Origin of the sequence: Saccharomonospora cyanea NA-134 (genome assembly GCF_000244975.1) — a bacterium.
Taxonomy (GTDB): domain Bacteria; phylum Actinomycetota; class Actinomycetes; order Mycobacteriales; family Pseudonocardiaceae; genus Saccharomonospora; species Saccharomonospora cyanea.
The window spans coordinates 1,250,565-1,275,132 of the sequence record NZ_CM001440.1; the positions used below are offsets into that span (position 1 = coordinate 1,250,565).

The window sequence follows — 24,568 nt, forward strand, 5'->3', positions numbered from 1 at the left end:
CTTCCCCAGAGTCAGGGGGGAGGAGGCACGATGTCCACGACGCTGCGGCCTTTCGACAGCGGGGACCTGCGGCCCCTGCGCACCGCCCTCACCGGGGCCGTCCTGACGCCGGACGACGCCGGGTACGAGAACGTCAGGGCCGTGTTCAACGCCATGGTCACCGCGCGCCCGGCGGTGATCGCTCGGTGCGCGACTCCCGGCGACGTCACGACGGCGCTGGAGTTCGCGGCCGACCACGATCTCGAGGTGGCGGTACGCGGCGGCGGGCACAGTGTGTCCGGGGCCAGCCTGGTCGACGGCGGCCTGGTGGTGGACCTGCGCCCGATGAACCACGTCACCGTGGACGCCGGTCGGCGCACCGTCACCGTAGGTGGAGGCGCGACGTGGGCCGACCTCGACGGCGCGACACAGCCGTACCACCTCGCCACCACGGGAGGGCGCGTGTCCACCACGGGCGTCGCGGGCCTCACCCTCGGCGGCGGCTCCGGCTGGTTGGAACGCCGGTACGGGCTGGCGTGCGACAACCTCCTGTCGGTGGAGCTCCTCACCGCGGACGGCAGGCACGTGAGCGTGGACGACGAACACCTGCCCGAGCTGTTCTGGGGCCTGCACGGCGGCGGCGGGAACTTCGGAGTGGCGACGTCGTTGACCTTCGCCCTGCATTCGGTGCCGGAGTTCTGCATCGCGCTGCTGGTGTGGCCGGCCGAGGAGGGCCGTGCCGTTGCTCGTGTCTACCGGGATCTGAACGGTGACGCTCCCGACGCGGTGGGTGGAGGGCTGATCTACCACACCGCCACGCCGGACGACCCCGTGCCGCCGGAGCTGGTGGACACGCTGTGCTGCGCGGCCCTGGTGACGTACACCGGACCTGTCGAGGAGCTGCGGGAGTTCGTCACGCCGCTGCTCGCCGCCGAACCGCGGGGCATGCTCGTCACCGAGGTCCCGTACGCGGAGTTCCAGCGAATGCTCGACGATCCGCCAGGCCAGCGGAACTACTGGTCCGACGAGAACCTCCGGGAGCTGCCCGACGAGGCACTCGACCACTTCTGTGACAGGGCCACGGAGATGCCCGTGCCGTCGGCCTCCCAGCAGTTGCTGTTCCCCTGGGGCGGCGCGATCTCCCGCGGCCGCGACTGGCCCGGGTTCGATCGGGGCGCGGCGTGGGCGGTGCACCCGTTCGGCGTGTACCTCGACCCCGCCGATGACGAACGCGTGAAAGCGTGGTCGCGTGGCCTGTGTGCCGACGTCCGACCGTGGGGAACCGGTGACACGTATCTCAACTTCATCGGTGACGAAGGTCATGACCGGGTCGTCGCGGGGTATGGCGTGCGGAACTACCGGCGCCTCGCCGAGCTCAAGGGCGAGTACGACCCGGACGACGTGTTCCACCGGTGGCACGACATCCGGCCTCGGCACCGGGGGCACGCCATGGCGGACGCCGACTGACGCCCGCCACGGCGCGCGGTGTCACAGCTTGACCGGGTAGTGCGGCTCCGGCACCTCGGGCTTGATGCGGTGCTCGACGAAGATGCCGTGCCACAGCATGAACACCAGCAGTGCCCACAACCGCCTGCTGTGGTCCAGCGTGCCCTCGCGGTGTTCCTGCAACATCGCCAGGATGGCGCGCTTGTCGAGCAGGTCGTCGGTCTTCGAGTCGTTGATGATGCCGCGCGCCCAGTCGTACATGTCGGCGCGCAGCCAGTGCCGGATCGGGACGGGGAAGCCGAGCTTGCGCCGGTTGAGCACATGTGCGGGCACGATGCCGTCCAGGGCCCGCCGCAGCGCGAACTTGGTGGTCTCCTTGGTGATCTTCTGGTCGAGCGGGATCGTCGACGCCACGCGGAACACCTCGGAGTCCAGGAACGGGACCCGCAGTTCCAGCGAGTTGGCCATCGTCACCTTGTCGGCCTTCACGAGGATGTCGCCGCGCAACCAGGTGAACAGGTCGACGTGCTGCATGCGCGCCACCGGATCCCATCCCCGGGACAGTTCGTACCAGGGGGCGGTGACGTCGCGGTGGCCGACGCCTTCGCGGAACGTCCGCAGGATGGGCTTCAACTGGTCGTCGCGGAACAACCGGGCGTTGCCGTAGTAACGCTCCTCCAGCGACAGCGCGCCACGGCGGAGCAGGTCCTTGCCGCGCGTGCCCTCGGGAATCAGCGTGGACGCCCTGCCGATGAGCTTGCGCACTCCACCGGGGACCTTCTCGAACGGCGCCAGCGACAGCGGCTCCCGGTAGATGGTGTAGCCCCCGAACAGCTCGTCGGAGCCTTCGCCCGACAGCACCACCTTCACGTGCTTGCGCGCCTCGCGTGCGATGAACCACAGCGGCACGAGCGCGGGGTCGGCGACCGGGTCGTCGAGATACCACACGATCAGGGGCAGTGTGTCCATCATCTCCTCGGCGGAGACGGTGCGCACCACGTGCTTGACCCCGATCGCCGCGGCGGACTCGGCCGCGACGTCCACTTCGGAGTAACCCTCACGCTCGAACCCGGTGGTGAACGTGATCAGGTTCGGGTTGTGCTCCTTCGCCAGCGCGGCGATGGCGGTCGAGTCGATGCCGCCCGACAGGAACGAGCCCACCGTGACGTCGGCGCGCATGTGCTTGGCCACCGAGTCGCGCAGCACCTCGGCGATGCTCTCGTGCAGGGACGCCACCCCGTAGGGGCCCGACACCGGTTGCGCCCGGAACTCGGGGGAGAAGTAGCGCTCGATCTTCGGTTCCCCGCCCGGAGAGACCGTGAACGAGGTGCCGGACTCGACCCTCCGGATGCCACGGTGCAGTGACTCCGGCTCCGGCACGTACTGAAGTGTGAGGTAGTGCTGGAGCGCCGTGCGATCCAGCTCGTCGGCGACCCCGAGCGTGGCCGACAGCTCCAGCAGGCTCTTCTTCTCGCTCGCGAACGCGACGCCGTTCGGACCGGACGAGTAGTACAGCGGCTTGATGCCGAAGGGGTCGCGAGCGCCGAACAACACCTTCCGCTCGGAGTCCCAGATCAGGAACGCGAACATGCCGCGGAGGCGGCCCACCGCGGCCGGGCCGAGGTGGTGGTAGGCCGCCACGATCGCTTCGGTGTCGCCTTCTGTGGCGAACTTCGCACCGTGCTCCTTCGCCAGTTCCTCGCGCAGTTCGAGGTAGTTGTAGATCTCACCGTTGAAGTTGATGGTGTACCGGGTCGGGTTGTCCTCGGGTCCCCAGGTCAACGGTTGGTGGGAGTGTTCGAGGTCGATGATCGCGAGCCGGTTGAAGCCGTAGACGATCTCACCTTCGGCCCAGGTGTCGGTCTCGTCGGGGCCGCGATGCCGCTGGCAGCGCAGGGCGCGGCCGACGGCGTCCCGCGCGTTCGCCGCGTCATCCTCACTGCCACAGACCAGTCCAAGCAGGCCGCACACGCCGTTTCACACACCCTTTGTCTGTCAAAGCCCAAGTCGTAAGTCGCAAGTATGCCGGGGAAGGCGGTGACGCCGCCGTCCCGGGTCTCGGCTAGAGTCCCATGCGTTGGAAGGATCGGGCGAGGAGGCATCACGGAGTGGGCGTTTCTGAGCGCACCCGGGGCACACGACGAGGGAAGGCCGGCAAGCTAGCCGCGCTCGCCGCGCTCGTCGCTTTGACGGTGACCGGTTGCTCGGGCGAGGAGATTCTGCGGTTCGGCTGGCCCGACGGTGTCACGCCGGAAGCCGACAAGATGCGCACCTTCTGGACCTGGTCGGTCGTCGCGGCGCTCGTCGTCGGCGTGATCGTGTGGGGACTCATCTTCTGGACGGTCGCGTTCCACCGGAAGAAGAAGGGCAAGACCGAGCCCCTGCCGAGGCAGTTCCAGTACAACGTTCCGCTGGAGCTGTTCGTCGTCGTGCTGCCGGTCGTCATGGTCTGCGTCCTGTTCTTCTTCACCGCCGTCACCGAGCAGTCGGTCCTGGCGGAGGAGGACGACCCCGACGTCGTCGTGGATGTCACCGGGTTCCAGTGGAACTGGGAGTTCACGTACCCGGAGGTCACCGCCGAGAACGGTCAGCCCGTCACCACGGTCGGAAGCTCCAGCGAGATCCCGCTCCTGGTACTGCCCACCGACCGGAGGATCCAGTACAACCTGGTGTCCACCGACGTCATTCACTCGTTCTGGGTGCCGGAATTCCACTTCAAGCGTGACGTGATGCCGCACCCGGACAAGAACAACCAGGACAACTCGTTCCAGAACACCATCGACAGGGAAGGTGCCTTCGTCGGCCGTTGCGCCGAGTTGTGCGGCACCTACCACGCGATGATGAACTTCGAGATCCGCGCGCTGTCGCCCGACAAGTTCGATCGATACCTGGAACTGCGCACGCAGCTCAACCCGCAGACGGGGCAGCCGAACACCGCGTCGCAGGCGCTGTCCATCATGCAGGGCGAAGGATGCGACGAGCAGCTGTGCAGCCCGGTCGCGACGACCACGAGCCCGTTCACGACCGACCGCGCCGCGCGCACGGCGTCGGGCTGAGCCGGCCATCGAGAAGTGACCCAGCGATCGAGTAAGAAGGACACACGCTCATGAAGGTCGAAGCTCGGGTTTTCGACATCGTCGCGATCTTCGGTTTCGTCGTCGCGATCGTCTACGGGGTGATGACCGCCCAGATGACCGACGACGGCATCGAGCCGATCGGTACGGTGGCGCTGCTGCTCTCGGGTGGGTTGGCGCTGTTGGTGGGCAGCTACTTCCGGTTCGTCGCCCGGCGCATCGAGCCGCGTCCCGAGGACCACGAGGACGCCGAGATCAGCGACGGTGCCGGTGAGCTGGGTTTCTTCAGCCCGGGTAGCTACTGGCCGGTCGGTGTCGCGGCGGCGGCCGCGCTGACGGGTGTGGCGCTGGCGTTCTGGCAGCCGTGGCTGATCATCCTCAGCATCGTGGTGGTGCTCATCACCGTCGGCGGCCTGGTGTTCGAGTACCACACCGGACCCAGCCACCACTGACCGTAGCGATCGTCACGATCCTCGAAGTGGGGTCCCGGTTCGCCGGGACCCCACTTTCGTGCGCGGGCTACTGCTCGCGGGTGTGTGACGCCGCCAGCCACCAGCCGAACACCGGCCGCGGACTCTCCGATGGTGCCCAGCCGTTGACGGTGGAGAGTGGGTGCAGGTAACGCTCGCGTCGCGGGTCGAGCCCAGCGTCGATCGCGGGAGCGACCCGGTCGTGGACGACCGTGACAGGTCCGGTCGCGGCGGCATGCCGTCGTGCCGCCTGCGTTCGGCTGCGTGATGGTCGGTGAGCCTGCGCATGAGGGAGCGGAACCCGTCGGCCTGTGCCAGCTCCGCCAGCTCGATCCAGGCCTCCAGCTGGGTCCGGCTCCGGATCGGCGGGATGTCGGGAACCAGCGAACGGCGGATCCCCGCGAGGGCCGGGTAGGCGAGTGCGGTGTCCAGGAACTCGTCGATCAGCCGACGACGCTGCGCGTCGGACAGCGTGGCTACTCTGTGCACGAGGCCGATCTCCCACGGCGTCGGTTCGTGGCCGACGGTCCGCGTCAACGCCGTCAGCACGGCCTGCCGCACCCGAAGGACGCGGATCTGCTCGGCCAGAGCATCGGCCTCCATCGCGGCGACCTCGGCCAGCGACGACTCCCGCTCGAGAACCTGCTGGATCACGGACAGGCCGAGTCCCAGCTCCCGCAGGGTGCGCACCAGGGTGAGGCGGGCGAGCTCGCCGATGGAGTAGAGCGCGCCGTCGTCCATGTCCTCACCGTGGTGTCACCCCTCGGGGCGGACTCAAGCCCGGTCGCGACAGCGTGTCAGCCCCGGTTGATCCAGCGGGTCAGCAGATCTGCGGCGGCGCCGGAGTCGATGGCCCGGGTGGCCAGCTCCAGGCCCGCGCGCAGGTCGGCCGTGAGGTCGTCCGAGAAGCCCGCGAAGGCCGCCAGCGCGCCCGCCGCGTTGAGCAGGACCGCGTCCCGCACCGGACCCGTCTTGCCGCCCACGAGCTCCTTGACCACCTCGGCGTTGGCCGCGGCGTCACCACCGCGCAGGGCGTCGGGCGTGGAGAGGGGGATGCCGAGCGTCTCGGGGTCGATGGTCGTGGTGCGAACCTGGCCGTTCGAGACCACCCAGGCCGTGCTGGTGGTCGTGGTGGTGATCTCGTCGAAGCCGTCGTCGCCACGGACGAGCAGCACGCTGTGACCGCGCCGGGCGTACACCTCGGCCAGCACCGGAGCCTTGTCGAGGTAGGCGCAACCGATGAGCCCGGAGGACGGCTGGGCGGGGTTGGTGAGCGGGCCCAGCAGGTTGAACGCGGTGGAGACGCCCAGCTCACGGCGGGGCGGGCCGGTGTGCCGGTAGGCCGGGTGGAAGACGGGCGCGAAGCAGAACCCGATCCCGAGCTCCTCGACGCAACGCCGCACGTCGTCGGGCTCCGACTCGATGGTCACCCCCAGCGCCTCGAGCACGTCGGCCGCGCCCGACTTCGACGAGGCGGCGCGGTTGCCGTGCTTGACCACCGGGGTGCCTGCCGCGGCCACCACCAGCGACGTCATGGTGGAGATGTTCACAGACCCCTTGCGGTCGCCGCCGGTGCCGACGATGTCGACCGTCCGGGTGCCGAGGTCGATGCGCTTGGAGTGGGCGAGCATCGCCTTCGCCATGCCGGAGATCTCGGCAGGGGTCTCGCCCTTCGCGCGCAACGCCACCGCGAAGCCCGCGATCTGCGCGGGGGTGGCTTCACCAGACATCACCTGGTCCATGGCCCACGCCGTGGCGTCCTCGGAGAGGTCGACGCGCTCGATGAGCTGGTTGAGAACGGCTGGCCAGGTGTGTTCAGGCATGTTCATCTCCGGCCGCCGAACGTGGGCACGACTCGGCGGATCGTCATGGGAGACTCACGGAAGGTGAGTCCTGATCGTCATGGTTCACGCGAGGGGGCGTCGCTGACCCGCACCGACCGGCGCGGGCGAGGAGCGGCTCTCTCCGGCTCTTCGGAGCTCAGCCGTTCACCACAGGCACGCGCTGGGTCCTCAGCACGTCCGCGACGGTCTCGGCCGCGGCCAACGGGTCGAGAGGGTGCACCAACACGGCGTCGGCCTGCGACCAGGTGGCGAGCCATCGATCGTCCCTGCGGCGTACAGCCACCACGATAGGCGGGCAGTCGGCGAGCTCGTGCTTGAGCTGGCGAGTGAGACCAATGCCACCGGTGGGCTGCGCCTCACCGTCGAGAATGGCGAGATCGATCTCACCCGAGTCCATCTCGGCGATCACGTCGGCGACTCCGGCGGCCTCGACGTAGGTGACTTTCCCCAGGTCGGCTGCCGGGCGTCGACCGATCGCGTTGATGATCGAGTCGCGTACCTCCACCTTGTGGCTGAAAACCAGGATCTTCCTCGCCGGCTCGGTCATCCTCGCGTCCTTTGCGCCTCGACGATGGTGACGAGCCTCATGCTAACGGGCGTAGCCCCTCGTTACCCAGCGGGTTCAGAGGGGTTTCGGTAGCGTTTTCGGTCTGTGCACGACCGTCCGTAGGACCCGATCTGCGGCGCCCGGTCGAGGGGAGACATAATGCGAGCCGTGACAACGGCAGCTCCTTCCATCAGCCAGCGAGTGCACTCGCTGAACCGGCCGAACATGGTGAGTGTCGGCACGATCGTGTGGCTGTCCAGCGAGCTCATGTTCTTCGCTGGCCTGTTCGCCATGTTCTTCACGGTCAAGGCGCAGAACGACTCCGGCATCTGGCCGCCCCTCAACCCGGCCACGGGTGAGCCGATCCACCTGGACATCGCGTACGCGCTGCCGTTCACGATCATCCTGGTGGCGTCGTCGTTCACCTGCCAGTTCGGTGTCTTCGCGGCTGAGCGTGGTGACGTGTTCGGGCTGCGCCGCTGGTACCTCATCACCCTGCTCATGGGCACGGTCTTCGTCGCGGGTCAGGTCGGTGAGTACATCACCCTCGTCAACGAGGGCGTGACGATTCCGTCCGGCGCCTACGGCACGGTGTTCTTCATGACCACCGGCTTCCACGGGCTGCACGTCATCGGTGGTCTGGTCGCGTTCGTCTTCCTGCTGATGCGCACGAAGCTCAGCAAGTTCACGCCGGCGCAGGCGACCTCGGCGATCGTCGTCTCGTACTACTGGCACTTCGTCGACATCGTGTGGATCGGCCTGTTCGCGGTGATCTACATCGTTCCCTGACCTCGAAGCATTCGGCCGAACTGACAGCAAGGGTTGCCGCAGAAGATGTTCTTCAAGAAGAAGCCCGGTACCGCCGAGGAGAGGCGGTCGGGCCGTCGCACGAAATTCCGTCGCCGGATGGCGGGCACGCTGGCCCTCGGGGTCGCGCTGCTGAGCGCGGGCGGCCTGTACGCCGTCTTCGCACCCGAGCCACAGACGGCGCAGGCGCAGGAGGATCCCGCACTCATCCGCAAGGGTGAGGAGATCTACAACAGCAGCTGCATCACCTGCCACGGCGAGAACCTCCAGGGCGTCGAGGGCCGAGGACCGAGCCTGATCGGTGTCGGCGAGGCCGCGGTGTACTTCCAGACCTCCACGGGGCGTATGCCGCTGGTTCGACAGGAGGCTCAGGCCCCGCGCAAGCCGCCGAGGCTCACGCCGGAGCAGATCGATGCGCTCGGCGCCTACATCCAGGCCAACGGCGGTGGCCCGCAGCGCCCGGCGGAGTCGGGTGCGGAGCTGCGTGGGTCCGACCCCGCGCGAGGTGCGGAGCTGTTCCGCCTCAACTGCGCGTCGTGCCACAACTTCACGGGGGCGGGCGGGGCCCTGTCGGCGGGCAAGTACGCGCCAGAGCTCGAACCCGCCTCCGAGGAGGAGATCTACACCGCCATGCTGACCGGACCGGAGAACATGCCGAAATTCTCCGACCGGCAGCTCTCCCCTGAGGAGAAGCAGGACATCATCGCGTACGTGAAGTCGGTGTCGGGCGGCAACAACTCGCCCGGCGGCAATCCGCTCGGCGGCCTCGGCCCGGCATCCGAAGGCGTGGTCGCCTGGGTCGTCGGCATCGGTGCGCTGATCGGCGCGACCCTGTGGATCGGATCGAGGGCGTGAGTATGGACACGCCAGTCGAGCCACGGTGGCGTTCAGCCGGGAAGGCCAAGGGTGAGGGGCTTACGCCCTGCACGCGGAGTACAGCGAGGCAGGTTCAGACAGCATGAGTAGCGGTAACGGGCCGGAGCAGCGGCCGAGCGACGAGGAGCTCGCGGGCATGAGCCGTGACGAACTCGTCCGTCTCGGCGCGAAGCTGGACGGGGTCGAGATCGTCAACTACCCCGATCCGTGGCCGGTCAAGGGCACCAGGGCCGAGAAGCGGGCCCAGCGCACGGTGGCGTTGTGGTTCGTCCTCGCCACCCTGGCGGGACTCGCCTTCATCGCCGCCCTGATCTGGTGGCCGTCGGAGTACGTGCCGCCGTCGGACGAGGACGGACACTTCTGGTACAGCCTCTACACCCCGGCGTTGGGCATCACGCTGGGCGTGTCGGTGCTCGCGCTGTCGATCGGTGTCCTGCTCTACACGAAGCGGTTCGTCCCCGACGAGCTCGCCGTGCAGCAGCGCAACGACAACATGGGCAAGGGCTCGGCCGAGATCGACCGGCAGACGCTGGTGGCCCAGCTGGCCGACGCGGGTGAGCGCAGCACGATCGCCCGTCGTTCGATGATCAAGCGGACGGCCGGTCTCGGCGCGGGCGTGCTGGGTCTCGGCACCGTCGCCTTGCCGGTCGCGGGCTTCATCAAGGACCCGTGGGAGAACCCGAACAGCCCGGACTCGCTGGCCCATACCGGGTGGATGCCGCAGTACCCGGGTGAGATCGTCTACCTGCGCCGCAACACCGGCAATCCGCACGAGATCTCGCTGGTGCGGCCGGAGGACCTCGATGCGGGTGGCATGGAGACGGTGTTCCCGTTCCGTGAGTCCGAGCGGGGCGACTCCCACGCGTTGTCCGTCGCGCTCAAGCGCTCCGACAACCCCGTGATGCTCATCCGGCTGCGTACCGAGGACGCCGAGCGGGTCGTCAAGCGCAAGGGCCAGGAGGACTTCAACTACGGCACCTACTACGCGTACTCGAAGATCTGCACGCACGTGGGTTGCCCGGCGTCGCTGTACGAGCAGCAGACCAACCGCCTGCTGTGCCCGTGCCACCAGTCGCAGTTCGACATGCTGCAGTACGCCAAGCCCGTCTTCGGCCCGGCGACTCGCGCGCTGCCGCAGCTGCCCATCACGGTGCACGAGGACGGGTACTTCATCGCTCGGCACGACTTCATCGAGCCGATCGGACCGGGTTACTGGGAGCGCAAGTCATGAGCTCACTCACCACTCCGACGAAGGGCTCCGGCTTCCTGGCCAAGCATGCCGCCCAGGCCGCGAACAACGCCGACCAGCGGTACTTCATGGCCAAGGGGCTTCGGCACCAGCTGAACAAGGTGTTCCCGACCCACTGGTCGTTCCTGCTCGGTGAGCTGGCCCTCTACAGCTTCATCATCCTGATCCTGTCGGGGATCTACCTCACGCTGTTCTTCGATCCCTCGATGGCCGAGGTCGTCTACGACGGCCCGTACAAGAACCTCCAGGGTATCGAGATGTCGCGGGCGTTCGAGTCGACGCTCGAGATCTCGTTCGAGGTCCGCGGCGGTCTGTTCGTCCGCCAGGTGCACCACTGGGCGGCGTTGATCTTCGTCGCGTCCATGTTCGTGCACATGTTCCGGGTGTTCTTCACCGGAGCGTTCCGCAGGCCGCGTGAGGCCAACTGGGTCATCGGCGCCCTGCTGCTGATCCTGGGCATGTTCGAGGGCTTCTTCGGTTACTCGCTGCCGGACGACCTGCTCTCCGGTACCGGTATCCGGGCGACGCTGTCGGGCATCGTGTTGTCGGTTCCCGTGATCGGGACCTGGCTGCACTGGGCGCTGTTCGGTGGCGAATTCCCCGGCACGGTGATCGTGCCGAGGATGTACGCCCTGCACATCCTGATCATTCCGGGCATCATGCTGGCACTGGTCGCCGCGCACCTCGCGCTGGTGTGGTACCAGAAGCACACGCAGTTCCCGGGTGTGCGGCGCAAGGAGACCAACGTCGTCGGCGTGCGGATCATGCCGGTGTTCGCCCTCAAGGGTGGCGCGTGGTTCGCCGTGGTGACCGGCTTCATCGCGCTGATGTCGGGTCTCTTCCAGATCAACGCGGTGTGGAACCTGGGGCCGTACAACGCGTCGCAGGTGTCCGCGGGGTCGCAGCCCGACTGGTACCTGGCCTGGGCGGACGGCATCCTGCGGATCTACCCGCCGTGGGAGCTCTACCTCGGCAACTACACGGTGCCCCCGGTGTTCTTCGCCGGTGCGATCGGCATGGGCATCCTGTTCACGATGCTGATCGCCTACCCGTTCATCGAACGGAAGCTGTCGAAGGACACGGCGCATCACAACCTGCTGCAGCGTCCCCGTGACGCACCGGTGAGGACCAGCCTCGGTGTCATGGCGTTGACGTTCTTCATGGTGCTGGAGCTGTCCGGGTTCAACGACATCATCGCGTTCAAGTACGACATCTCGTTGAACGCGATGACGTGGGCGGGCCGTATCGGGTTGCTCGTCCTCCCGCCGCTGGCGTACTTCATCACCTACCGGATCTGCCTGGGTCTGCAGCGGTCCGACCGTGAGGTGCTGGAGCACGGTGTGGAGACCGGCATCATCAAGCGCCTGCCGCACGGTGAGTTCATCGAGGTGCACCAGCCGCTGGGGCCGGTGGACGAGCACGGACACCCGGTGCCGCTGGAGTACCAGGGCTCGACGGTGCCGAAGAAGATGAACGAGCTCGGCAGCGCGGGCCGGCCGGTGGCAGGCTCGATGTGGTCGCCGGACCCGCCGGAGGAGACCGCGGCGCTGGAGCGTGCCAGGGCGGAACAGGGCGACCACTCCGAGGGTGGCGCGCTGGAGGCTCCGCAGCCGGAGCAGACGGGTTCGCCCAGCACGCGGTAGCGGCCGACCGAGACGACAAGGCCACCATCACCACGATCGAGACGTGGTGATGGTGGCCTTTCGGTTCTCGTGGGCGCGGTGCCTCGGCCGTCTCAGTCGTCAGCCGCCTCAGTCGTCGTCGATGCCGATGTCGAACGCCGACTCCGTGTCGGCGCTGGAGTACGACCGGAACGCGATGTGAGTGACGGTGTCGAGGACACCCGGCACTTTGCCGATGCGGCCTGGGATGACCTCGGCGAGCCGTTCGTGGCTGGACACCCGCAGTACTGCGACCAGGTCGACGTCCCCGGCGCACGAGTAGACCTCGGACACGCCGTCGATGTCCGCGATCGCCTGCGCGGTCTCCGGGATGCTGTCCGTCGCGGCATGGATGAGCACGATCGCGGTAACCAACAGGGCCTCCTTGTGGTCTCTGGCGAATTGGGTGATCGGACCGAGTCCGTCGCCTGCGAGCGTACGGGGTCGGAGGAACGGTCCTCATCCTGCGGCTCCTGCGGCCTTGCCGGCCGCTTCCAGCGTCGCCGCCGTATCCGCCGCGTCGAGCCACGACCGCCATCGGCCCGCTCCGTGTAGCGGCTCGGCCCAGGGCGCGGACGTTCGAACGAGGCGCACGCCGGGCCGGGTGAGCCACCGCCACAGCAGCGCGGTCTCCTCGGGGTTGGCGCCGCGCAACGGGCCGGGATCGGGTAGCACGGTCTCGGCCGACGCGACGAGGGCGTCGACCACCGGCAGCGGTGGCACGCCGCGGCGGGCGACACCGGCGGAGGCGAGTCTGCCGTGGCGCACGACCGCGAGCTCCCAGCCACCCGAACCGTCGGGGGACGCCGCGACGAGTTCGGCGACGGACGCCAGTGCTGTGAGCCGGTGCCGTTTGCCGACCGCGCGCAGCAGCGCGGCGAGTTCGTCGCGGCGGCGAGCCGCACGCTCGAAGTGACGGGCGGTGGCGAGTTCGGTGAGCTGGTCGGCGCCCCGACTCAGCAACGTGGCGTCGGTGCCCTCCACGAGGCCGGACACGAGCCGTACCGACGGCCGGTACTCCTCCACCGTCTGAGCGCCCGCGCAGGGAGCACCGCAGCTACCCAGTTCCGCGAGTACACACGGGCTTCCGGAGGCGCCTGAGGCGGGAATGCGTGCCGTGCACGTGCGCAGCATGGCGATGCCGGCGAGCGTGTCGGCCGTGGCCTTCGCGCGGGTGCGGGAGGTGAACGGTCCGAGCGCCCCGTCACGGGGCCGCCGGACCACGGAAAGGCGCGGGAACGGTTCGTCGGTGAGCACGACCCACCACACCTTCCCCGGGTTCCGGGAACGGCGGTTGTAGGCGGGACGGTGAGCCGCCAGCAGCCGTAGTTCGCGCACCGCCGCCTCGAGCGAGTGGGCACACTCCACGGTGTCGACCCGCTCGGCCAGTGCCACCATCTCCCTGATGCGGCCACGACTGTCGGACGACGTGAAGTACTGCCGCACCCGGCGTCGGAGGTTGCTCGCCGTGCCGACGTAGAGCACCTCGTCCGACGGCCCCCGGAACAGGTAGACGCCGGGGCGTTCGGGGAGGTCCCTGGCGAGGTCGCGTTTGCGACGCTGCGCGGGGGTCACGTCGGGCAGGTAGTCGAGCAGCTCTTCGAGCGACTGGACACCGAGCGGGCCCAGGCGTTCCAACAGCCCGTGCAGGACGTCGACGGTGGCCTTCGCGTCGTCGAGCGCGCGGTGGTTCGGTGTGGTGCCGGAACCGAACAGGGCGGCCAGTGAGGACAGCCGGTAGCTGAGCCTTCCCCTGGGCTCCTGCCGGAGCACGCGGCGGGCGAGCTTGAGCGTGCACACCACGGTGGGTTTGGGCCAGGTGAAGCCGTGTTCCGCGCAAGCGGCCCTGAGGAACGAGGTGTCGAATCCGGCGTTGTGGGCCACCAGCACCGCGCCAGCGGCGAACTCGAGGAACGCGGGCAGAACCTGTTCGATCCCGGGGGCCGAGCGCACCATCGCGGTGGTGATGCCGGTGAGCTCCACGATCTGCGGCGGAATGGGCACACCCGGATCGACCAGCGTCGCGAACTCGCCGAGCACCTCACCGCCCCGGACCTTCACCGCGCCGATCTCGGTGATGTTGCCTCCGTCCGGGGCGCCACCCGTCGTCTCCAGGTCCACGACCACGAAGGTGACGTCGCGCAGGGGAGTGCCCAGCTCGTCGAACGCAAGCTGCATGAGCGGACACACTAGGCAGCCACACCGACAGTCTTCGCGCGGGTCGCGCGTGTGTGATCGAACCCGCGCCCGGATTGGGGGCGCGATCCGATCGCGAAGAACCTAAGCTGGACCGATGTTGTCGTCGTCCGCGTACCCTGAGCACCCCGAGGAAACGCCCTCGGGGACGCTGCCCGCCGGGGAGTCCGGCGAGGGCGGTGCGGCCGCTGTCCGGCCCACTCAGGTGGAGGAGAGCGGAACCCTGACGGAACCAGCCGAACCCGTCGACTGGCTCGGGCTTCCCGAGCCGATCCGGGATCGGGTCGCCGACCTCGCCGCCGCTGCCCTGGGCCGGTTGCCCAACGACGACGTACCGCGTCAGCTTCGGCCCGTGGCGCGCTTCGCGCCTGCCAAGCGCGCGAAGCTCGGCGGACCGGCACTGCTGGCCGCGCTCCGGGACTCGACGCGGTTTCGGACCGCGGTGCTGGAGTGGCTGCGCGAACACCGAGTCGACGCCCTGAACCCCAACGACGACGACTCCGTCGCCGCGGCCGCCGCCGCCGTGCTCCTCGGCGAGTCGAGCGCCTCCTCTCGCGTGCGGTTGGTGGCGCGCAACACCGAGGAGTCCACGCTGCGTGCCGAACGCGACGCTGCTGTGGCCCGGGTGCGCAAACTCGAGGCGGAGGTCGGCAGGCTGCGCGCCGAACTGCAGGAGGCCCAGGCGGCCGTCGAGCAGGCCAGGGCCGAGCGCGAGGACGAGCTGGCCAAGCTCCGTGGGCGACTGCGCGAACAGGGTGTCGTGGTGCGGAAGGCCAAGGATGCCGCGGCCGAGGCCGTCGCCGAGCGGGAGCGCGTGGAGGCTGAGCGGCACGCCGAGACCGAGGCGCTGTCCGCGCGGCTGGAGCGGGAACAGCAGAAGGCCGCGGCCGAGCGCGCGAGGGCGGAGCGGGCGATGGCCGAGGCCGACGCCGCCCGCCAGTCCGCCCGGGAGGCACGAGACGCCGACGAGGTGCGGCTGTCCATGCTGTTGGACACGCTCAGCGGCGCGGTGGACGGCCTGCGGCGGGAGCTCTCTGTCGGCAGCAGCCCGAGACGACCCGCCGACGTGGTGCGGGGTGCGAACACCGGCAGGCGCGGTGGCCGGGTGTCGGAGCCGAGGGTCCTGGACACACTCCTGGCGCTGCCGGGGGTGCATGTGATCGTGGACGGTTACAACATCACCAAGACCGGATACCCGGAGCTTTCCCTTGCCGAGCAGAGGCAGCGGCTCGTGCGCCAGCTCGGTGCGCTCGCGTCGCGCACACAGGCCGAGATCACCGTTGTGTTCGACGGCGCCGACGTCACGTCCATCCCCATCACGGGACCGAGGAACGTGCGGGTGCTGTTCTCCGATCCGGGAGTGCTGGCCGACGACGTGATCCGGACACTGGTGCGATCGGAGCCCCAGGGCCGTCCCCTGGTGGTCGCCACCTCGGACCAGGCCGTGGTGACCTCGGTGTGCGACTCGGGTGCGCACGCCGTCCCCGCCGCCGTGCTGCTGACGCGGCTCGGGCGTGTCTGACCGTTCTCACGTTCCAACACGCGTCGCAGTGGTATTCCCCGTCGTCACGGTCGTGTTCACGGTGGCGGAGGCGGAATGCGCGCACTCGCGGTGTCACTGTCCTTGCTCGTCGTGTTGTCGCTGTGGTCGGTGCCGCCCTCGGAAGGAACGCGCGGTGCGGGTGATGGTGCCGACGGCGTGGTGGAGTCCCGCTTCGACGAGGACGCCGAGGACGCCGAGGACGTCGAGGACGCCGAGGACGTCGAAGACGGCGCGGGCACGGTGCAGGCATGGCGCGAGCATCTTCGGGTGCTCGAACGCGCAGGGGTCCGGCTTCCACCGGCGCGGGCGTTGCTCGACGCGGGCCGGCTGCCTCCCGGCCTGAGACCGGTGCGGGGCGCCGACGGGACCGTCCAGCGCGGGGTGGCGTGGGCCCCGGAGCCGGGTGCGCTCGTGGTGCCGCGTGAGGTGTCCGTCGTGGTGTCGGGCGCTCTCGACGCCGTGGGGTCACCGTACGCGGCCGACGGTGACGGGCCTGACGCGTTCTCGTGTGACGGACTCGTCCACGCGCTGTACCGGCGTGCGGGCTTCGATGTCCCGGAGTCGGTGGCGGCGCAGTGGGCCACCGGACGGGAGGTCGCTTTCGAGGACGCGAGCCCGGGCGACCTCGTCGTCGTCGGTCCGCGGCGGTACGGCGTCCAGTCGATCGGCATCGTCGTGGGCGCCGACGCGATGGTGGTGGCGGACGCGCGGTCGGCGGCCGTGGTGGTGGCCGCTCTGCCCGGCCGGGACGCGGTGCTCGGGGTGGTGCGCCCGAGTCTCGGAACCCGTCCGGCGCGGCCGGTGCCCGAAGGCGAGGACTCGCCGTCGTGGCGCTGCGGTGGTATCCAACCCTCCGGTGGCGCAGGCGCGGGCGGTCCTGCCCGGCGCGGCTGGGCCGGTTATCCGAACGGGCTCATTCCCAGCGGGGTGTTGTGCGGGCTCGACGAGGAGCCACACGCGTTGCGCTGCGATGCCGCCCACGATTTGGCGGCGCTTTCCGTGGCTTACGAAGAGGCACTCGGTGAGTCGTTGTGTCTGACGGATTCCTACCGGACCCTGGAGATGCAACTGGAGTTGCGCCAGCGCAAACCGGAGTTGTCGGCGACACCGGGAACGAGTACCCACGGCTGGGGCCTCGCGGTGGACCTCTGCGGCGGTGTGGAAACGTTCGACACCGACGAACATCTCTGGATGCGCGCTCACGCCCCCGACTTCGGTTGGGTACTTCCCTCCTGGGCCCACGAGGGAAGTCCGCGTGAGGAACCGTGGCACTGGGAGTACGTGGGCCGCTGAGCGGAAATTGTCAGGGCTGTTCGTACGGTTTTTCGTATGAACGAGGTCGAGCGAGCCCACGACGCCGTCGGCGAAACCGAGCAGGATTCGGCTGCGGTGACCGTCGACTGCGACCAGTGCCTGTTTCGGGATCGCGATTGCGTGAACTGCGTGGTCAGTGTGGTGGTCGATGCGCCGCGTCCGTTGCGGTGGAGTTCGGAGGAACTACGAGCCATTTCGCTTCTCGCCGACGCGGGAATGGTGCCGCCGTTGCGCCACGTGGCGGCGTGATCCGCTTGGGGGCCGGATTTCCGGCCGCGCCGAGTGCTCTTTAGTGACCTCGGTTGATCACTCTACGCCAAGCCTTTTCGGTGAGCGGTCCATCCGATCAGGTGAACGGTCTCAACCTTGAGAGTGTCTTCGTGTTGTTCTGATCACATCTCGACACAAATCGCAGGTCCTGGCGCTGCCACACGGACGGTCACCGATTCCCTCCGCTGGGTTGGTGGACTTCGCCGAACCCTCTTCGTAATCTGGCCGAGATCTCGCGCCAGGCAGCCGTTCCACAGGGGTCGGCGACGCGGGATCGCCGCCGAGACAGCTTGTCGGGGAGCTGCGCCGGACACGACGCGACAATGTCGCCACCGCCTGTCGGAAAACCAGCACTGTGATGTTCTTCGGCCTGCGGATGTCCACGTTGCCGCGGCTAGCCGGCGGGCGGCCAGAGAGCAAAGGAGACACACGCGACGTGCAGTCGCATCCCGTGAGACGTGTGGTGTCGGGAGCACTGGCGGCGTGCGCCGTGATCGCGGTCGTCACCTTCACCCAGGCGCCGGCGACGGCGACACCAGCGGTCCCCGCCCCGCAGCAGCCTCAGAGCACCTCCGAGGCACTGGAGAAGTACCGGGAGCTCGCCGACAAGGCACAGAAGCTCAACGAGGAGTACCTCTCCGCCCAGGAGGACCTCGAGGCCAAGGAGAAGGAGCTCGACAAGCTCACCAAGGTCCTGAACAAGGCCAAGAAGGCCGAGGCGGGGGCGCGCGAGGACGAGGAGGTCTTCCGGAAGGAGGTCGACAGGTTCGCGGGCGCGTCCTTCACGAGCGGTGCGCAGCTGAGCAAGCTGTCCGCACTGCTCACGGTGGACTCCCCGCAGGACTTCCTCGACCGTTCCTCGGCGATCGACCTTCTCGCGACGGACAAGAACCGGGCGCTGAGCGCGCTCCGGAGCGCCGTCGACAGGGCGGAGGACAGCCGTAACGAGGCGGCCACGGCCCAGCAGAAGGCCAAGGAGGCCAAGGACAAGGCCGCCGAGATCGCCGCGGACCTGAAGGACCGCAAGCAGAAGCTGGAGGATCAGAAGGACGAGCTGGCGGCCCAGTACGGCCTGCTCAGCGATGCCGACAAGGCGCAGCAGCAGGACATCGGGCCCGACCCCGGCAACGTCCAGGCTCCGGGGCCCAAGGCCCAGATCGCGGTCAACGCCGCGTTGAGCCAGCGCGGTAAGCCGTACGCGTGGGGCGCCACGGGCCCGAACAGCTACGACTGCTCGGGGCTGACCCAGTGGGCCTACGCCCAGGCCGGCATCAGCATCCCGCGCACGAGCAGCTCGCAGTCGACCTTCGGGACGCCGATCCCGAGGGCGCAGTTGCAGCCCGGCGACCTGGTGTTCTACGGGTCGCCCGTGTACCACGTCGGCATCTACATCGGTAACGGCCAGATGGTCCACGCGCCCACCACGGGTGACGTGGTCAAGGTCGCGCCGCTGCAGGCCGAGTACAGCGGCGCCCGCCGGGTCGCCTGAGACCGGCACCGCGCCAGTGCCCCCACCGGGGCGGGATAGTCTCGCACCATGCCTCGCACGTTGCTGGTGACGAACGACTTCCCGCCCCGGCCCGGGGGCATCCAGTCGTATCTGCACGCGTTGGCCACCCGACTGCCCTCGGACGAGCTGGTGGTCTACGCCCCGGCGTGGGAACGGGAGTCGGGATCTCACTCGCGTTTCGACGCCGAGCAGCCGTTCGAGGTGGTACGGCATCCCACCTCGCTCATGCTCCCCACACCCGACGTGTTGCGGCGGGCCGCGCAGCTCGTGCGCTCCCGGCACTGCGAGGCCGTCTGGTTCGGCGCCGCCGCCCCGCTGGCCTTGCTCTCCGAGCCGCTGCGCAGGGCGGGCGCGCACCGCGTCGTCGCCTCCACACACGGGCACGAGGTCGGGTGGTCGATGTTGCCGGTGGCGCGTCAGGCGTTGCGCCGCATCGGGAGCACCACCGACGTGCTCACGTTCGTCAGCCACTACACGCGCCGCCGCTTCGCGTCGGCGTTCGGCCCGTTGGCAGGTCTGGAGCATCTGCCGTCCGGAGTGGATTCCCAGGTGTTCCGTCCCGACGACGCCGCGCGCGCCGAGCTGCGGAAACGCTACGGGCTGGCCGACCGGCCCACGGTGGTGTGCGTGTCGCGGCTGGTTCCCCGCAAGGGGCAGGACATGCTGGTGAAGACCCTTCCCGAGCTGCGGCGCCGGGTTCCCGGTGCGGCGCTGCTACTCGTCGGCGGTGGTCCTTACCGCAGGAAGCTCACCGAGCTCGCCGAGCTCCGTGGAGTCGCCGAACACGTGGTCTTCACGGGGTCGGTGCCGTGGGAGGAGCTGCCCGCCCACTACGCGGTCGGTGACGTGTTCGCCATGCCGGCACGCACCCGCGGCAAGGGGCTCGACGTGGAGGGCCTCGGGATCGTCTACCTGGAGGCCTCCGCGACGGGACTGCCGGTCGTCGCGGGCAACTCCGGTGGCGCGCCGGAGACGGTGCTGGACGAGGTCACCGGGCATGTCGTCGACGGCAGGGAGGAGGCCCAGCTCGTCGACACGATCGCCGCGCTGCTCGCCGACCCGGTCCGCGCCCGCCGGATGGGTGAGGCGGGCAGGCAGTGGGTCCGCGAGCACTGGCGGTGGGACGTCCTGGCCCAGCGGCTGTCCGACCTGCTGGCCGGTCGCCGCTCCCTCGGCAGGGCGGCGGAGTTGCGCCCGCACCACAGCGGGCGGTGAGCGGGCCGACCGGGTCGACGGCGTCAGCCCTCCCGCAGCGCCGGGTGCCGGGGGTTGTCCATCCGCACCACGACGTCCGCGACTTCCGCGGGCCGGACCTCGGTGTCGTAGCGGGCGTAGGCGGGCAGTGCCCAACTCGCGTCCTCGGGCAGCCGCCGTCGCAGCGCGTCGGGGGAGAGCCACAGGTGCACGGTGAGTTCGGCGGGAAGGCCCTGCCCGAGCAGTAGTTCACCGTCGAGCACCACCACGCCGCCGTCGGGCAGCCGGGTGCGAGGTAGCCGGAAGGCGCGGTCGCGGGTCGTGTCCCACAGCGCGGGCAGCACCTGGCCGGTGCCCGACTCCTCCAGCGGCCCGAGCACCTCGCGCCGGACGGCCGCGACGTCCAGCCAGTCCTCGTAGCGCACGTCGGGGTCGTGCCTGCCGCGTTCGAACCGCAGCGAGGCAGGTCGCAGGAAGTCGTGGGCCGACACGCGCAGCACCTCGTGCCCGCGCACGCGCAACGGATCGACGAGCGCGCCCGCCAGCGCCGCGGTGTCGGTGGCGGTGTCGGCGCCGTCGACCAGCACGCGGCTCCAGCGTCTGCGCGCCGCGACGGCGGCGACGCGGTCGGCGAGCTCGGCCACCAGGCGCTCGACCGTGATGGGCCGGTAACGGGCGCTGGTCGGCATGGCACCACGGTATCCGGTGCGTCGTAGAGTGCCTCGCATGACGCCCGATCCCGAGACTCGCGAGCTGCTGCGCCTCGACGCCCACCACGTGTGGCACCCGTACGGTCCGATGCCTGCGACGGTGCCGCCGCTGCTGGTGGAGGAGGCGTCGGGCGTGCGGTTGCGGCTGGCCGACGGCAGGGAACTGGTCGACGGGATGTCGTCGTGGTGGGCCGCGATCCACGGTTACCGGCACCCCGTTCTCGACGCGGCACTGGCCGAGCAGGCCGGGAGGATGAGCCATGTCATGTTCGGCGGGTTGACGCACGAACCCGCGATCAGGCTCGCGACCACACTCGTGGACCTCACTCCCGACGGGCTGGAGCACGTGTTCCTGTGTGACTCCGGTTCGGTGTCGGTCGAGGTGGCGCTCAAGATGTGCCTGCAGTACTGGCGTTCGGTCGGGCGGGCGGGCAAGACCCGGATGCTCACCTGGCGTGGCGGGTACCACGGTGACACGTTCCACCCCATGAGCGTGTGCGACCCGGAGGGCGGGATGCACGCGCTGTGGCGTGGAGTGCTGCCGGAGCAACTCTTCGTGCCCGCTCCACCACCGGGCTTCGAAGCCCCGGTCGACGAGTCCTACGTGGACACCCTGGTGCGGACGGTGGAGGAGCACGCCGGCGAGCTCGCCGCCGTGGTGGTGGAGCCGGTCGTGCAGGGCGCCGGCGGTATGCGGTTCCACAATCCCGCCTACCTGCGGGTGCTTCGCGAGGTCACGAGGGCGCACGACGTGCTGCTGGTGTTCGACGAGATCGCCACGGGGTTCGGGCGCACGGGTGCGTTGTTCGCCGCGGAGCACGCGGGTGCCACTCCCGACGTGCTCTGTGTGGGGAAGGCACTGACCGGCGGCTACCTCACGATGGCGGCGACGCTGTGCACCACGCGGGTCGCCGACGGGATCTCCCGGGGCGAGGTCCCGGTGCTGGCGCACGGCCCGACGTTCATGGGCAACCCGCTCGCCTCGGCCGTCGCCAACGCGTCGATCGGCCTGCTGGCCGACGGGGCCTGGCGTCACGAGGTGCGGCGCGTAGAACGCAGGCTGCGGGACGGGCTCGCCCCCGCGGCCGACGTGCCGGGTGTCGTGGACGTCCGCGTGCTCGGCGCCATCGGGGTGGTGCAGCTCGACCACGCCGTCGACATGGCGGTGGCCACCGAGGCGCTGACCTCGCGGGGCGTGTGGCTGCGGCCGTTCCGCGACCTGATCTACACGATGCCGCCGTACATCACGTCGGACGAGGATCTCGCACTCGTGACCGACGCGATGGTGGCCGCCGCGGAGGTGTCCTGACCGGAAGGTGTGAACGGTACCGCTCGCACGCGGAGTGGAGTCCGTCACAGGAAAGCACTCGATCGAGTCGCTCGTCTGCGTGGTCGGGTGGCGATCGACACGGAGGGATACGACAGCGGTCAATGCGGTCGCGTACCGGGTGAGAGCTGCATCACTCTGCTGCGGCGAGCGTTGTGGTGGTACGCCCCCTTCGTGACAGAGGGATTCGCTCCTCAACATGAAAGCCTTTTTCAATAGCGGACATTTCGGCGAATCTGCTGTTACCTGGTGCCCGCGGCCCACCCGACGACACCAGGAGACCGACCATGACCGGCACCCCACCAGCCGCCGACCGCGTCGACGCCACGGTCCGAAGTAGAGCTGGGTGGAAAACCGTGCTGCGGCACGACGTTCCGTCCTCGCTGGTCGTCTTCCTCGTGGCCGTGCCGCTGTCCCTGGGCATCGCGTTGGCATCGGGAGCGCCGATCGTGGCCGGTGTCGTCGCCGCCGTCGTCGGCGGGATCGTGGCCGGCGCCCTCGGGGGTTCGCGGCTCCAGGTGAGCGGGCCCGCCGCGGGACTCACGGTGGTGATGGCCGAGACCATCGCCGAGTTCGGCTGGGCCGTCACGTGCGCCATCACGGTGTGCGCGGGAACGCTCCAGATCCTGTTCGGACTGAGTCGGGTGGCGCGAGCCGCACTGGCGATCGCGCCCGCCATCGTGCACGGCATGCTCGGGGGAATCGGCGTCACGCTCGTGCTCGGCCAGCTCCACGTCGTCCTCGGCGGCGCCCCGCAGAGCTCGGCGGTGGACAACCTGGCCGAGTTGCCGGGACAGCTCGTCGGACATCACGACGCGGCCGCTGTCGTCGGGCTCGTCACGATCGCGGTACTGCTGCTGTGGCCTCGCCTGCCCGGTCCGTTCCCGCGCATTCCCGCTCCGCTGGCGGCCATCACGCTCGTCACCATCGGTTCGGTACTCGCCGGTGCGTCGGTGGAACGGGTCGACCTGCCGACCGACCTGCTCGACATCGGCTTCCTTCCCGAGTTGCCCTCGGTGGGCTGGTTCGACTTCGGGCTCGCGGTGGTCACGATCGCGCTCATCGCCAGTGTCGAGACCCTGCTGTCGGCCGTCGCCGTCGACCGCATGCACACCGGGCCCCGCGCGAACCTCAACCGGGAGCTGGTCGGGCAGGGCGCGGCCAACATCACCTCCGGCGCTCTCGGCGGTCTGCCGGTCACCGGGGTGATCGTGCGAAGCTCGACCAACGTCGCGGCCGGAGCCCGCACCCGCGTCTCGGCGGTGCTGCACGGCGTCTGGGTGTTGTTGTTCACGGTGGCGCTGGCCGGGCTCGTCCAGAGCATTCCGCTCGCCGCGCTCGCGGGTCTGCTGACCTACGTCGGGGCGAAGCTGGTGAACGTCCGCACGATCCGCACTGTGCGCGGTCACGGCGACCTCTCGCTGTACTTCGCCACGCTGCTCGGCGTCGTGGTGATCGACCTGCTCACCGGTGTGCTCGTCGGTGTCGCGCTGTCGTTGGCACTCATGCTGCGGCGCACGATGTGGTCCGGCATCCACGTGGTCGACCAGGGCGAACAGCGACGCATCGTCATCGAGGGAGTGCTGACGTTCCTGTCGGTGCCGAGGCTGTCGGCGGTGCTCGGTGCGATCCCGCCGGAGCGTACGGTGCGGCTCGAACTCGTCGTCGACTACCTCGACCATGCCGCTTTCGAGTGCCTGTCCGAGTGGCAGCACGCCTACGAGCGGGCGGGAGGCGCTGTCGTGATCGACGAGATCGGTCACCCGTGGTACGGCAACGGCAGGTCAAGTTCACCCACCGTGCGCAGGCAGGAGGCCACACGCGTGCCGCCCCGCTGGCTCGCCCCGTGGTCGGAGTGGATGGCGAAGGAGCAGGGCGTGGTCATCCCCGAGCAGCGGCACCGTCCGCTGCACCGGGGAACCTCGGAGTTCCAGTGGCGCACCGCTCCGCTGGTGAAGGACACGCTGATGCGGTTGGCGTCGGGACAGTCGCCCCACACGTTGTTCATCACGTGCAGCGACGCGCGACTCGTGCCGAACATGATCACCACGAGCGGGCCTGGTGACCTCTTCACCGTGCGCAACATCGGTAACTTCGTACCGGTGGACGGGGGGCGGAACACCGACGTGGACCCGTCCGTGGGCGCGGCCGTCGAGTACGCCGTCGCCGTGTTGAAGGTCCGCGAGATCGTGGTCTGTGGACACTCCTCGTGCGGTGCGATGCACGCACTCCTCACCGGCGACGGTGCGGGGCTGCCCACCCTGCGGCGGTGGTTGCGGCACGGGGAGTCCACTCTGCGGCGTTCCCGCGAGACCGCTCCCGTCCGGTTGGGCGGCAGCCCGCCCCCGGCCCAGGTCGACGTGCTCGCACTGCACAACGTGCTCGAGCAACTCGAACGCCTGCGGTCCGATCCACTGGTGGCCGAGGCCGAACGCGCGGGCGAGCTCACGCTGACCGGAATGTACTTCGACGTCGGAGCGGCCCAGGTCTACCTGCTCGACGGCGACACGGGTGTGTTCCAACCCGCCGGTGTGAAGGCCGGGTGAGAACC

21 protein-coding genes are annotated in these 24,568 nt (G+C 69.3%); 14 read left to right on the top strand and 7 right to left on the bottom strand.

Features of this window, described 5'->3' with window-relative positions; genetic code table 11:
* Positions 1-30: 30 nt before the first annotated feature.
* Positions 31-1,446 carry an FAD-binding oxidoreductase gene (locus tag SACCYDRAFT_RS06070; protein WP_005454540.1) on the top strand — a complete coding sequence of 472 codons (1,416 nt, stop codon included), beginning with the start codon at positions 31-33 and terminating at the stop codon, positions 1,444-1,446.
* Between the two features lie 21 nt (positions 1,447-1,467).
* Here the strand turns inward: SACCYDRAFT_RS06070 and asnB are convergent, their stop codons facing one another.
* A complete protein-coding gene (asnB, locus tag SACCYDRAFT_RS06075; protein ID WP_005454541.1) occupies positions 1,468-3,396 on the bottom strand; it encodes an asparagine synthase (glutamine-hydrolyzing) in 1,929 nt (642 codons plus the stop codon).
* A 137-nt stretch (positions 3,397-3,533) separates the two neighbouring features.
* Here asnB and ctaC point away from each other — a divergent pair, with 137 nt between their 5' ends.
* Positions 3,534-4,481: an aa3-type cytochrome oxidase subunit II gene (gene ctaC / locus SACCYDRAFT_RS06080; RefSeq protein WP_005454542.1), complete on the top strand. Its 948-nt coding sequence runs from the start codon at positions 3,534-3,536 to the stop codon at positions 4,479-4,481.
* A 50-nt stretch (positions 4,482-4,531) separates the two neighbouring features.
* Positions 4,532-4,951 (top strand): cytochrome c oxidase subunit 4, encoded by a 420-nt coding sequence (locus SACCYDRAFT_RS06085; protein WP_005454543.1) that lies wholly within the window; start codon positions 4,532-4,534, stop codon positions 4,949-4,951.
* A 12-nt stretch (positions 4,952-4,963) separates the two neighbouring features.
* Here SACCYDRAFT_RS06085 and SACCYDRAFT_RS06090 read toward each other — a convergent pair whose 3' ends face one another.
* The 3 genes from SACCYDRAFT_RS06090 to SACCYDRAFT_RS06100 form a co-directional block, all read right to left on the bottom strand.
* The gene (locus SACCYDRAFT_RS06090; RefSeq protein ID WP_052309073.1) at positions 4,964-5,710 is read right to left on the bottom strand and encodes a MerR family transcriptional regulator; all 747 of its coding nucleotides are present in this window, start codon (positions 5,708-5,710) and stop codon (positions 4,964-4,966) included.
* Between the two features lie 56 nt (positions 5,711-5,766).
* Positions 5,767-6,792, bottom strand: coding sequence for an anthranilate phosphoribosyltransferase (gene trpD / locus SACCYDRAFT_RS06095; RefSeq protein WP_005454544.1), 1,026 nt, complete (start codon positions 6,790-6,792; stop codon positions 5,767-5,769).
* A 157-nt stretch (positions 6,793-6,949) separates the two neighbouring features.
* Complete coding sequence (locus tag SACCYDRAFT_RS06100; RefSeq protein WP_005454546.1) at positions 6,950-7,360, bottom strand: hypothetical protein; 411 nt, start codon at positions 7,358-7,360, stop codon at positions 6,950-6,952.
* Positions 7,361-7,519: 159 nt separating this feature from the next.
* Between SACCYDRAFT_RS06100 and ctaE the strand changes: the two genes are divergently transcribed.
* The 4 genes from ctaE to qcrB all read left to right on the top strand — a co-directional run bounded on the left by ctaE (position 7,520) and on the right by qcrB (position 11,935).
* Positions 7,520-8,149, top strand: a complete 630-nt coding sequence (ctaE, locus tag SACCYDRAFT_RS06105; RefSeq protein ID WP_005454548.1) for an aa3-type cytochrome oxidase subunit III — start codon at positions 7,520-7,522, stop codon at positions 8,147-8,149.
* 45 nt (positions 8,150-8,194) lie between these two features.
* On the top strand, positions 8,195-9,022 hold the full coding sequence (qcrC, locus tag SACCYDRAFT_RS06110; protein ID WP_005454550.1) for a cytochrome bc1 complex diheme cytochrome c subunit: 828 nt from the start codon (positions 8,195-8,197) through the stop codon (positions 9,020-9,022).
* 103 nt (positions 9,023-9,125) lie between these two features.
* Complete coding sequence (gene qcrA, locus SACCYDRAFT_RS06115) at positions 9,126-10,274, top strand: cytochrome bc1 complex Rieske iron-sulfur subunit (RefSeq protein ID WP_005454551.1); 1,149 nt, start codon at positions 9,126-9,128, stop codon at positions 10,272-10,274.
* Entirely contained in the window at positions 10,271-11,935 is a 1,665-nt protein-coding gene (gene qcrB, locus SACCYDRAFT_RS06120; RefSeq protein ID WP_005454553.1) for a cytochrome bc1 complex cytochrome b subunit, read from the top strand. Before qcrA ends, qcrB begins: the two co-directional genes overlap by 4 nt.
* Positions 11,936-12,043: 108 nt before the next feature.
* On the opposite strand, the gene SACCYDRAFT_RS06125 is transcribed toward qcrB, so the two are convergent.
* Positions 12,044-12,328, bottom strand: coding sequence for an Lrp/AsnC family transcriptional regulator (locus tag SACCYDRAFT_RS06125; protein WP_005454555.1), 285 nt, complete (start codon positions 12,326-12,328; stop codon positions 12,044-12,046).
* Positions 12,329-12,412: 84 nt separating this feature from the next.
* Positions 12,413-14,131: a DEDD exonuclease domain-containing protein gene (locus SACCYDRAFT_RS06130; RefSeq protein ID WP_005454557.1), complete on the bottom strand. Its 1,719-nt coding sequence runs from the start codon at positions 14,129-14,131 to the stop codon at positions 12,413-12,415.
* 115 nt (positions 14,132-14,246) lie between these two features.
* Between SACCYDRAFT_RS06130 and SACCYDRAFT_RS06135 the strand changes: the two genes are divergently transcribed.
* The 5 genes from SACCYDRAFT_RS06135 (at position 14,247) to SACCYDRAFT_RS06155 (ending at position 20,001) form a co-directional block, all read left to right on the top strand.
* A complete protein-coding gene (locus SACCYDRAFT_RS06135) occupies positions 14,247-15,671 on the top strand; it encodes an NYN domain-containing protein (RefSeq protein WP_005454559.1) in 1,425 nt (474 codons plus the stop codon).
* Positions 15,672-15,746: 75 nt separating this feature from the next.
* Positions 15,747-16,985, top strand: coding sequence for a M15 family metallopeptidase (locus SACCYDRAFT_RS06140; protein ID WP_005454561.1), 1,239 nt, complete (start codon positions 15,747-15,749; stop codon positions 16,983-16,985).
* A 36-nt stretch (positions 16,986-17,021) separates the two neighbouring features.
* Positions 17,022-17,255, top strand: a complete 234-nt coding sequence (locus SACCYDRAFT_RS06145; protein WP_043536210.1) for a hypothetical protein — start codon at positions 17,022-17,024, stop codon at positions 17,253-17,255.
* Positions 17,256-17,634: 379 nt separating this feature from the next.
* Positions 17,635-18,765, top strand: a complete 1,131-nt coding sequence (locus tag SACCYDRAFT_RS06150) for a C40 family peptidase (protein ID WP_005454563.1) — start codon at positions 17,635-17,637, stop codon at positions 18,763-18,765.
* 48 nt (positions 18,766-18,813) lie between these two features.
* Complete coding sequence (locus SACCYDRAFT_RS06155; protein WP_005454565.1) at positions 18,814-20,001, top strand: glycosyltransferase family 4 protein; 1,188 nt, start codon at positions 18,814-18,816, stop codon at positions 19,999-20,001.
* Positions 20,002-20,024: 23 nt separating this feature from the next.
* Here the strand turns inward: SACCYDRAFT_RS06155 and SACCYDRAFT_RS06160 are convergent, their stop codons facing one another.
* Positions 20,025-20,669, bottom strand: coding sequence for a nucleoside/nucleotide kinase family protein (locus tag SACCYDRAFT_RS06160; RefSeq protein ID WP_005454567.1), 645 nt, complete (start codon positions 20,667-20,669; stop codon positions 20,025-20,027).
* Between the two features lie 37 nt (positions 20,670-20,706).
* Between SACCYDRAFT_RS06160 and SACCYDRAFT_RS06165 the strand changes: the two genes are divergently transcribed.
* Both SACCYDRAFT_RS06165 and SACCYDRAFT_RS06170 read left to right on the top strand, forming a co-directional pair.
* On the top strand, positions 20,707-21,999 hold the full coding sequence (locus SACCYDRAFT_RS06165; RefSeq protein WP_005454569.1) for an adenosylmethionine--8-amino-7-oxononanoate transaminase: 1,293 nt from the start codon (positions 20,707-20,709) through the stop codon (positions 21,997-21,999).
* Positions 22,000-22,304: 305 nt separating this feature from the next.
* Positions 22,305-24,563 carry a SulP family inorganic anion transporter gene (locus tag SACCYDRAFT_RS06170; protein ID WP_005454570.1) on the top strand — a complete coding sequence of 753 codons (2,259 nt, stop codon included), beginning with the start codon at positions 22,305-22,307 and terminating at the stop codon, positions 24,561-24,563.
* The last annotated feature ends 5 nt before the right edge of the window (positions 24,564-24,568 follow it).

Excerpts from the sequence above, each read along its gene's own strand:
- SACCYDRAFT_RS06070 (WP_005454540.1), top strand. The coding sequence starts at position 31 with ATGTCCACGACGCTGCGGCCTTTCGACAGCGGGGACCTGCGGCCCCTG.
- SACCYDRAFT_RS06085 (WP_005454543.1), top strand. The coding sequence starts at position 4,532 with ATGAAGGTCGAAGCTCGGGTTTTCGACATCGTCGCGATCTTCGGTTTC.
- SACCYDRAFT_RS06090 (WP_052309073.1), bottom strand. The coding sequence starts at position 5,710 with ATGGACGACGGCGCGCTCTACTCCATCGGCGAGCTCGCCCGCCTCACC.
- trpD (WP_005454544.1), bottom strand. The coding sequence starts at position 6,792 with ATGCCTGAACACACCTGGCCAGCCGTTCTCAACCAGCTCATCGAGCGC.
- SACCYDRAFT_RS06100 (WP_005454546.1), bottom strand. The coding sequence starts at position 7,360 with ATGACCGAGCCGGCGAGGAAGATCCTGGTTTTCAGCCACAAGGTGGAG.
- ctaE (WP_005454548.1), top strand. The coding sequence starts at position 7,520 with ATGCGAGCCGTGACAACGGCAGCTCCTTCCATCAGCCAGCGAGTGCAC.
- qcrC (WP_005454550.1), top strand. The coding sequence starts at position 8,195 with ATGTTCTTCAAGAAGAAGCCCGGTACCGCCGAGGAGAGGCGGTCGGGC.
- qcrA (WP_005454551.1), top strand. The coding sequence starts at position 9,126 with ATGAGTAGCGGTAACGGGCCGGAGCAGCGGCCGAGCGACGAGGAGCTC.
- qcrB (WP_005454553.1), top strand. The coding sequence starts at position 10,271 with ATGAGCTCACTCACCACTCCGACGAAGGGCTCCGGCTTCCTGGCCAAG.
- SACCYDRAFT_RS06130 (WP_005454557.1), bottom strand. The coding sequence starts at position 14,131 with ATGCAGCTTGCGTTCGACGAGCTGGGCACTCCCCTGCGCGACGTCACC.
- SACCYDRAFT_RS06135 (WP_005454559.1), top strand. The coding sequence starts at position 14,247 with ATGTTGTCGTCGTCCGCGTACCCTGAGCACCCCGAGGAAACGCCCTCG.
- SACCYDRAFT_RS06140 (WP_005454561.1), top strand. The coding sequence starts at position 15,747 with ATGCGCGCACTCGCGGTGTCACTGTCCTTGCTCGTCGTGTTGTCGCTG.
- SACCYDRAFT_RS06145 (WP_043536210.1), top strand. The coding sequence starts at position 17,022 with ATGAACGAGGTCGAGCGAGCCCACGACGCCGTCGGCGAAACCGAGCAG.
- SACCYDRAFT_RS06150 (WP_005454563.1), top strand. The coding sequence starts at position 17,635 with ATGTTCTTCGGCCTGCGGATGTCCACGTTGCCGCGGCTAGCCGGCGGG.
- SACCYDRAFT_RS06155 (WP_005454565.1), top strand. The coding sequence starts at position 18,814 with ATGCCTCGCACGTTGCTGGTGACGAACGACTTCCCGCCCCGGCCCGGG.
- SACCYDRAFT_RS06160 (WP_005454567.1), bottom strand. The coding sequence starts at position 20,669 with ATGCCGACCAGCGCCCGTTACCGGCCCATCACGGTCGAGCGCCTGGTG.
- SACCYDRAFT_RS06165 (WP_005454569.1), top strand. The coding sequence starts at position 20,707 with ATGACGCCCGATCCCGAGACTCGCGAGCTGCTGCGCCTCGACGCCCAC.
- SACCYDRAFT_RS06170 (WP_005454570.1), top strand. The coding sequence starts at position 22,305 with ATGACCGGCACCCCACCAGCCGCCGACCGCGTCGACGCCACGGTCCGA.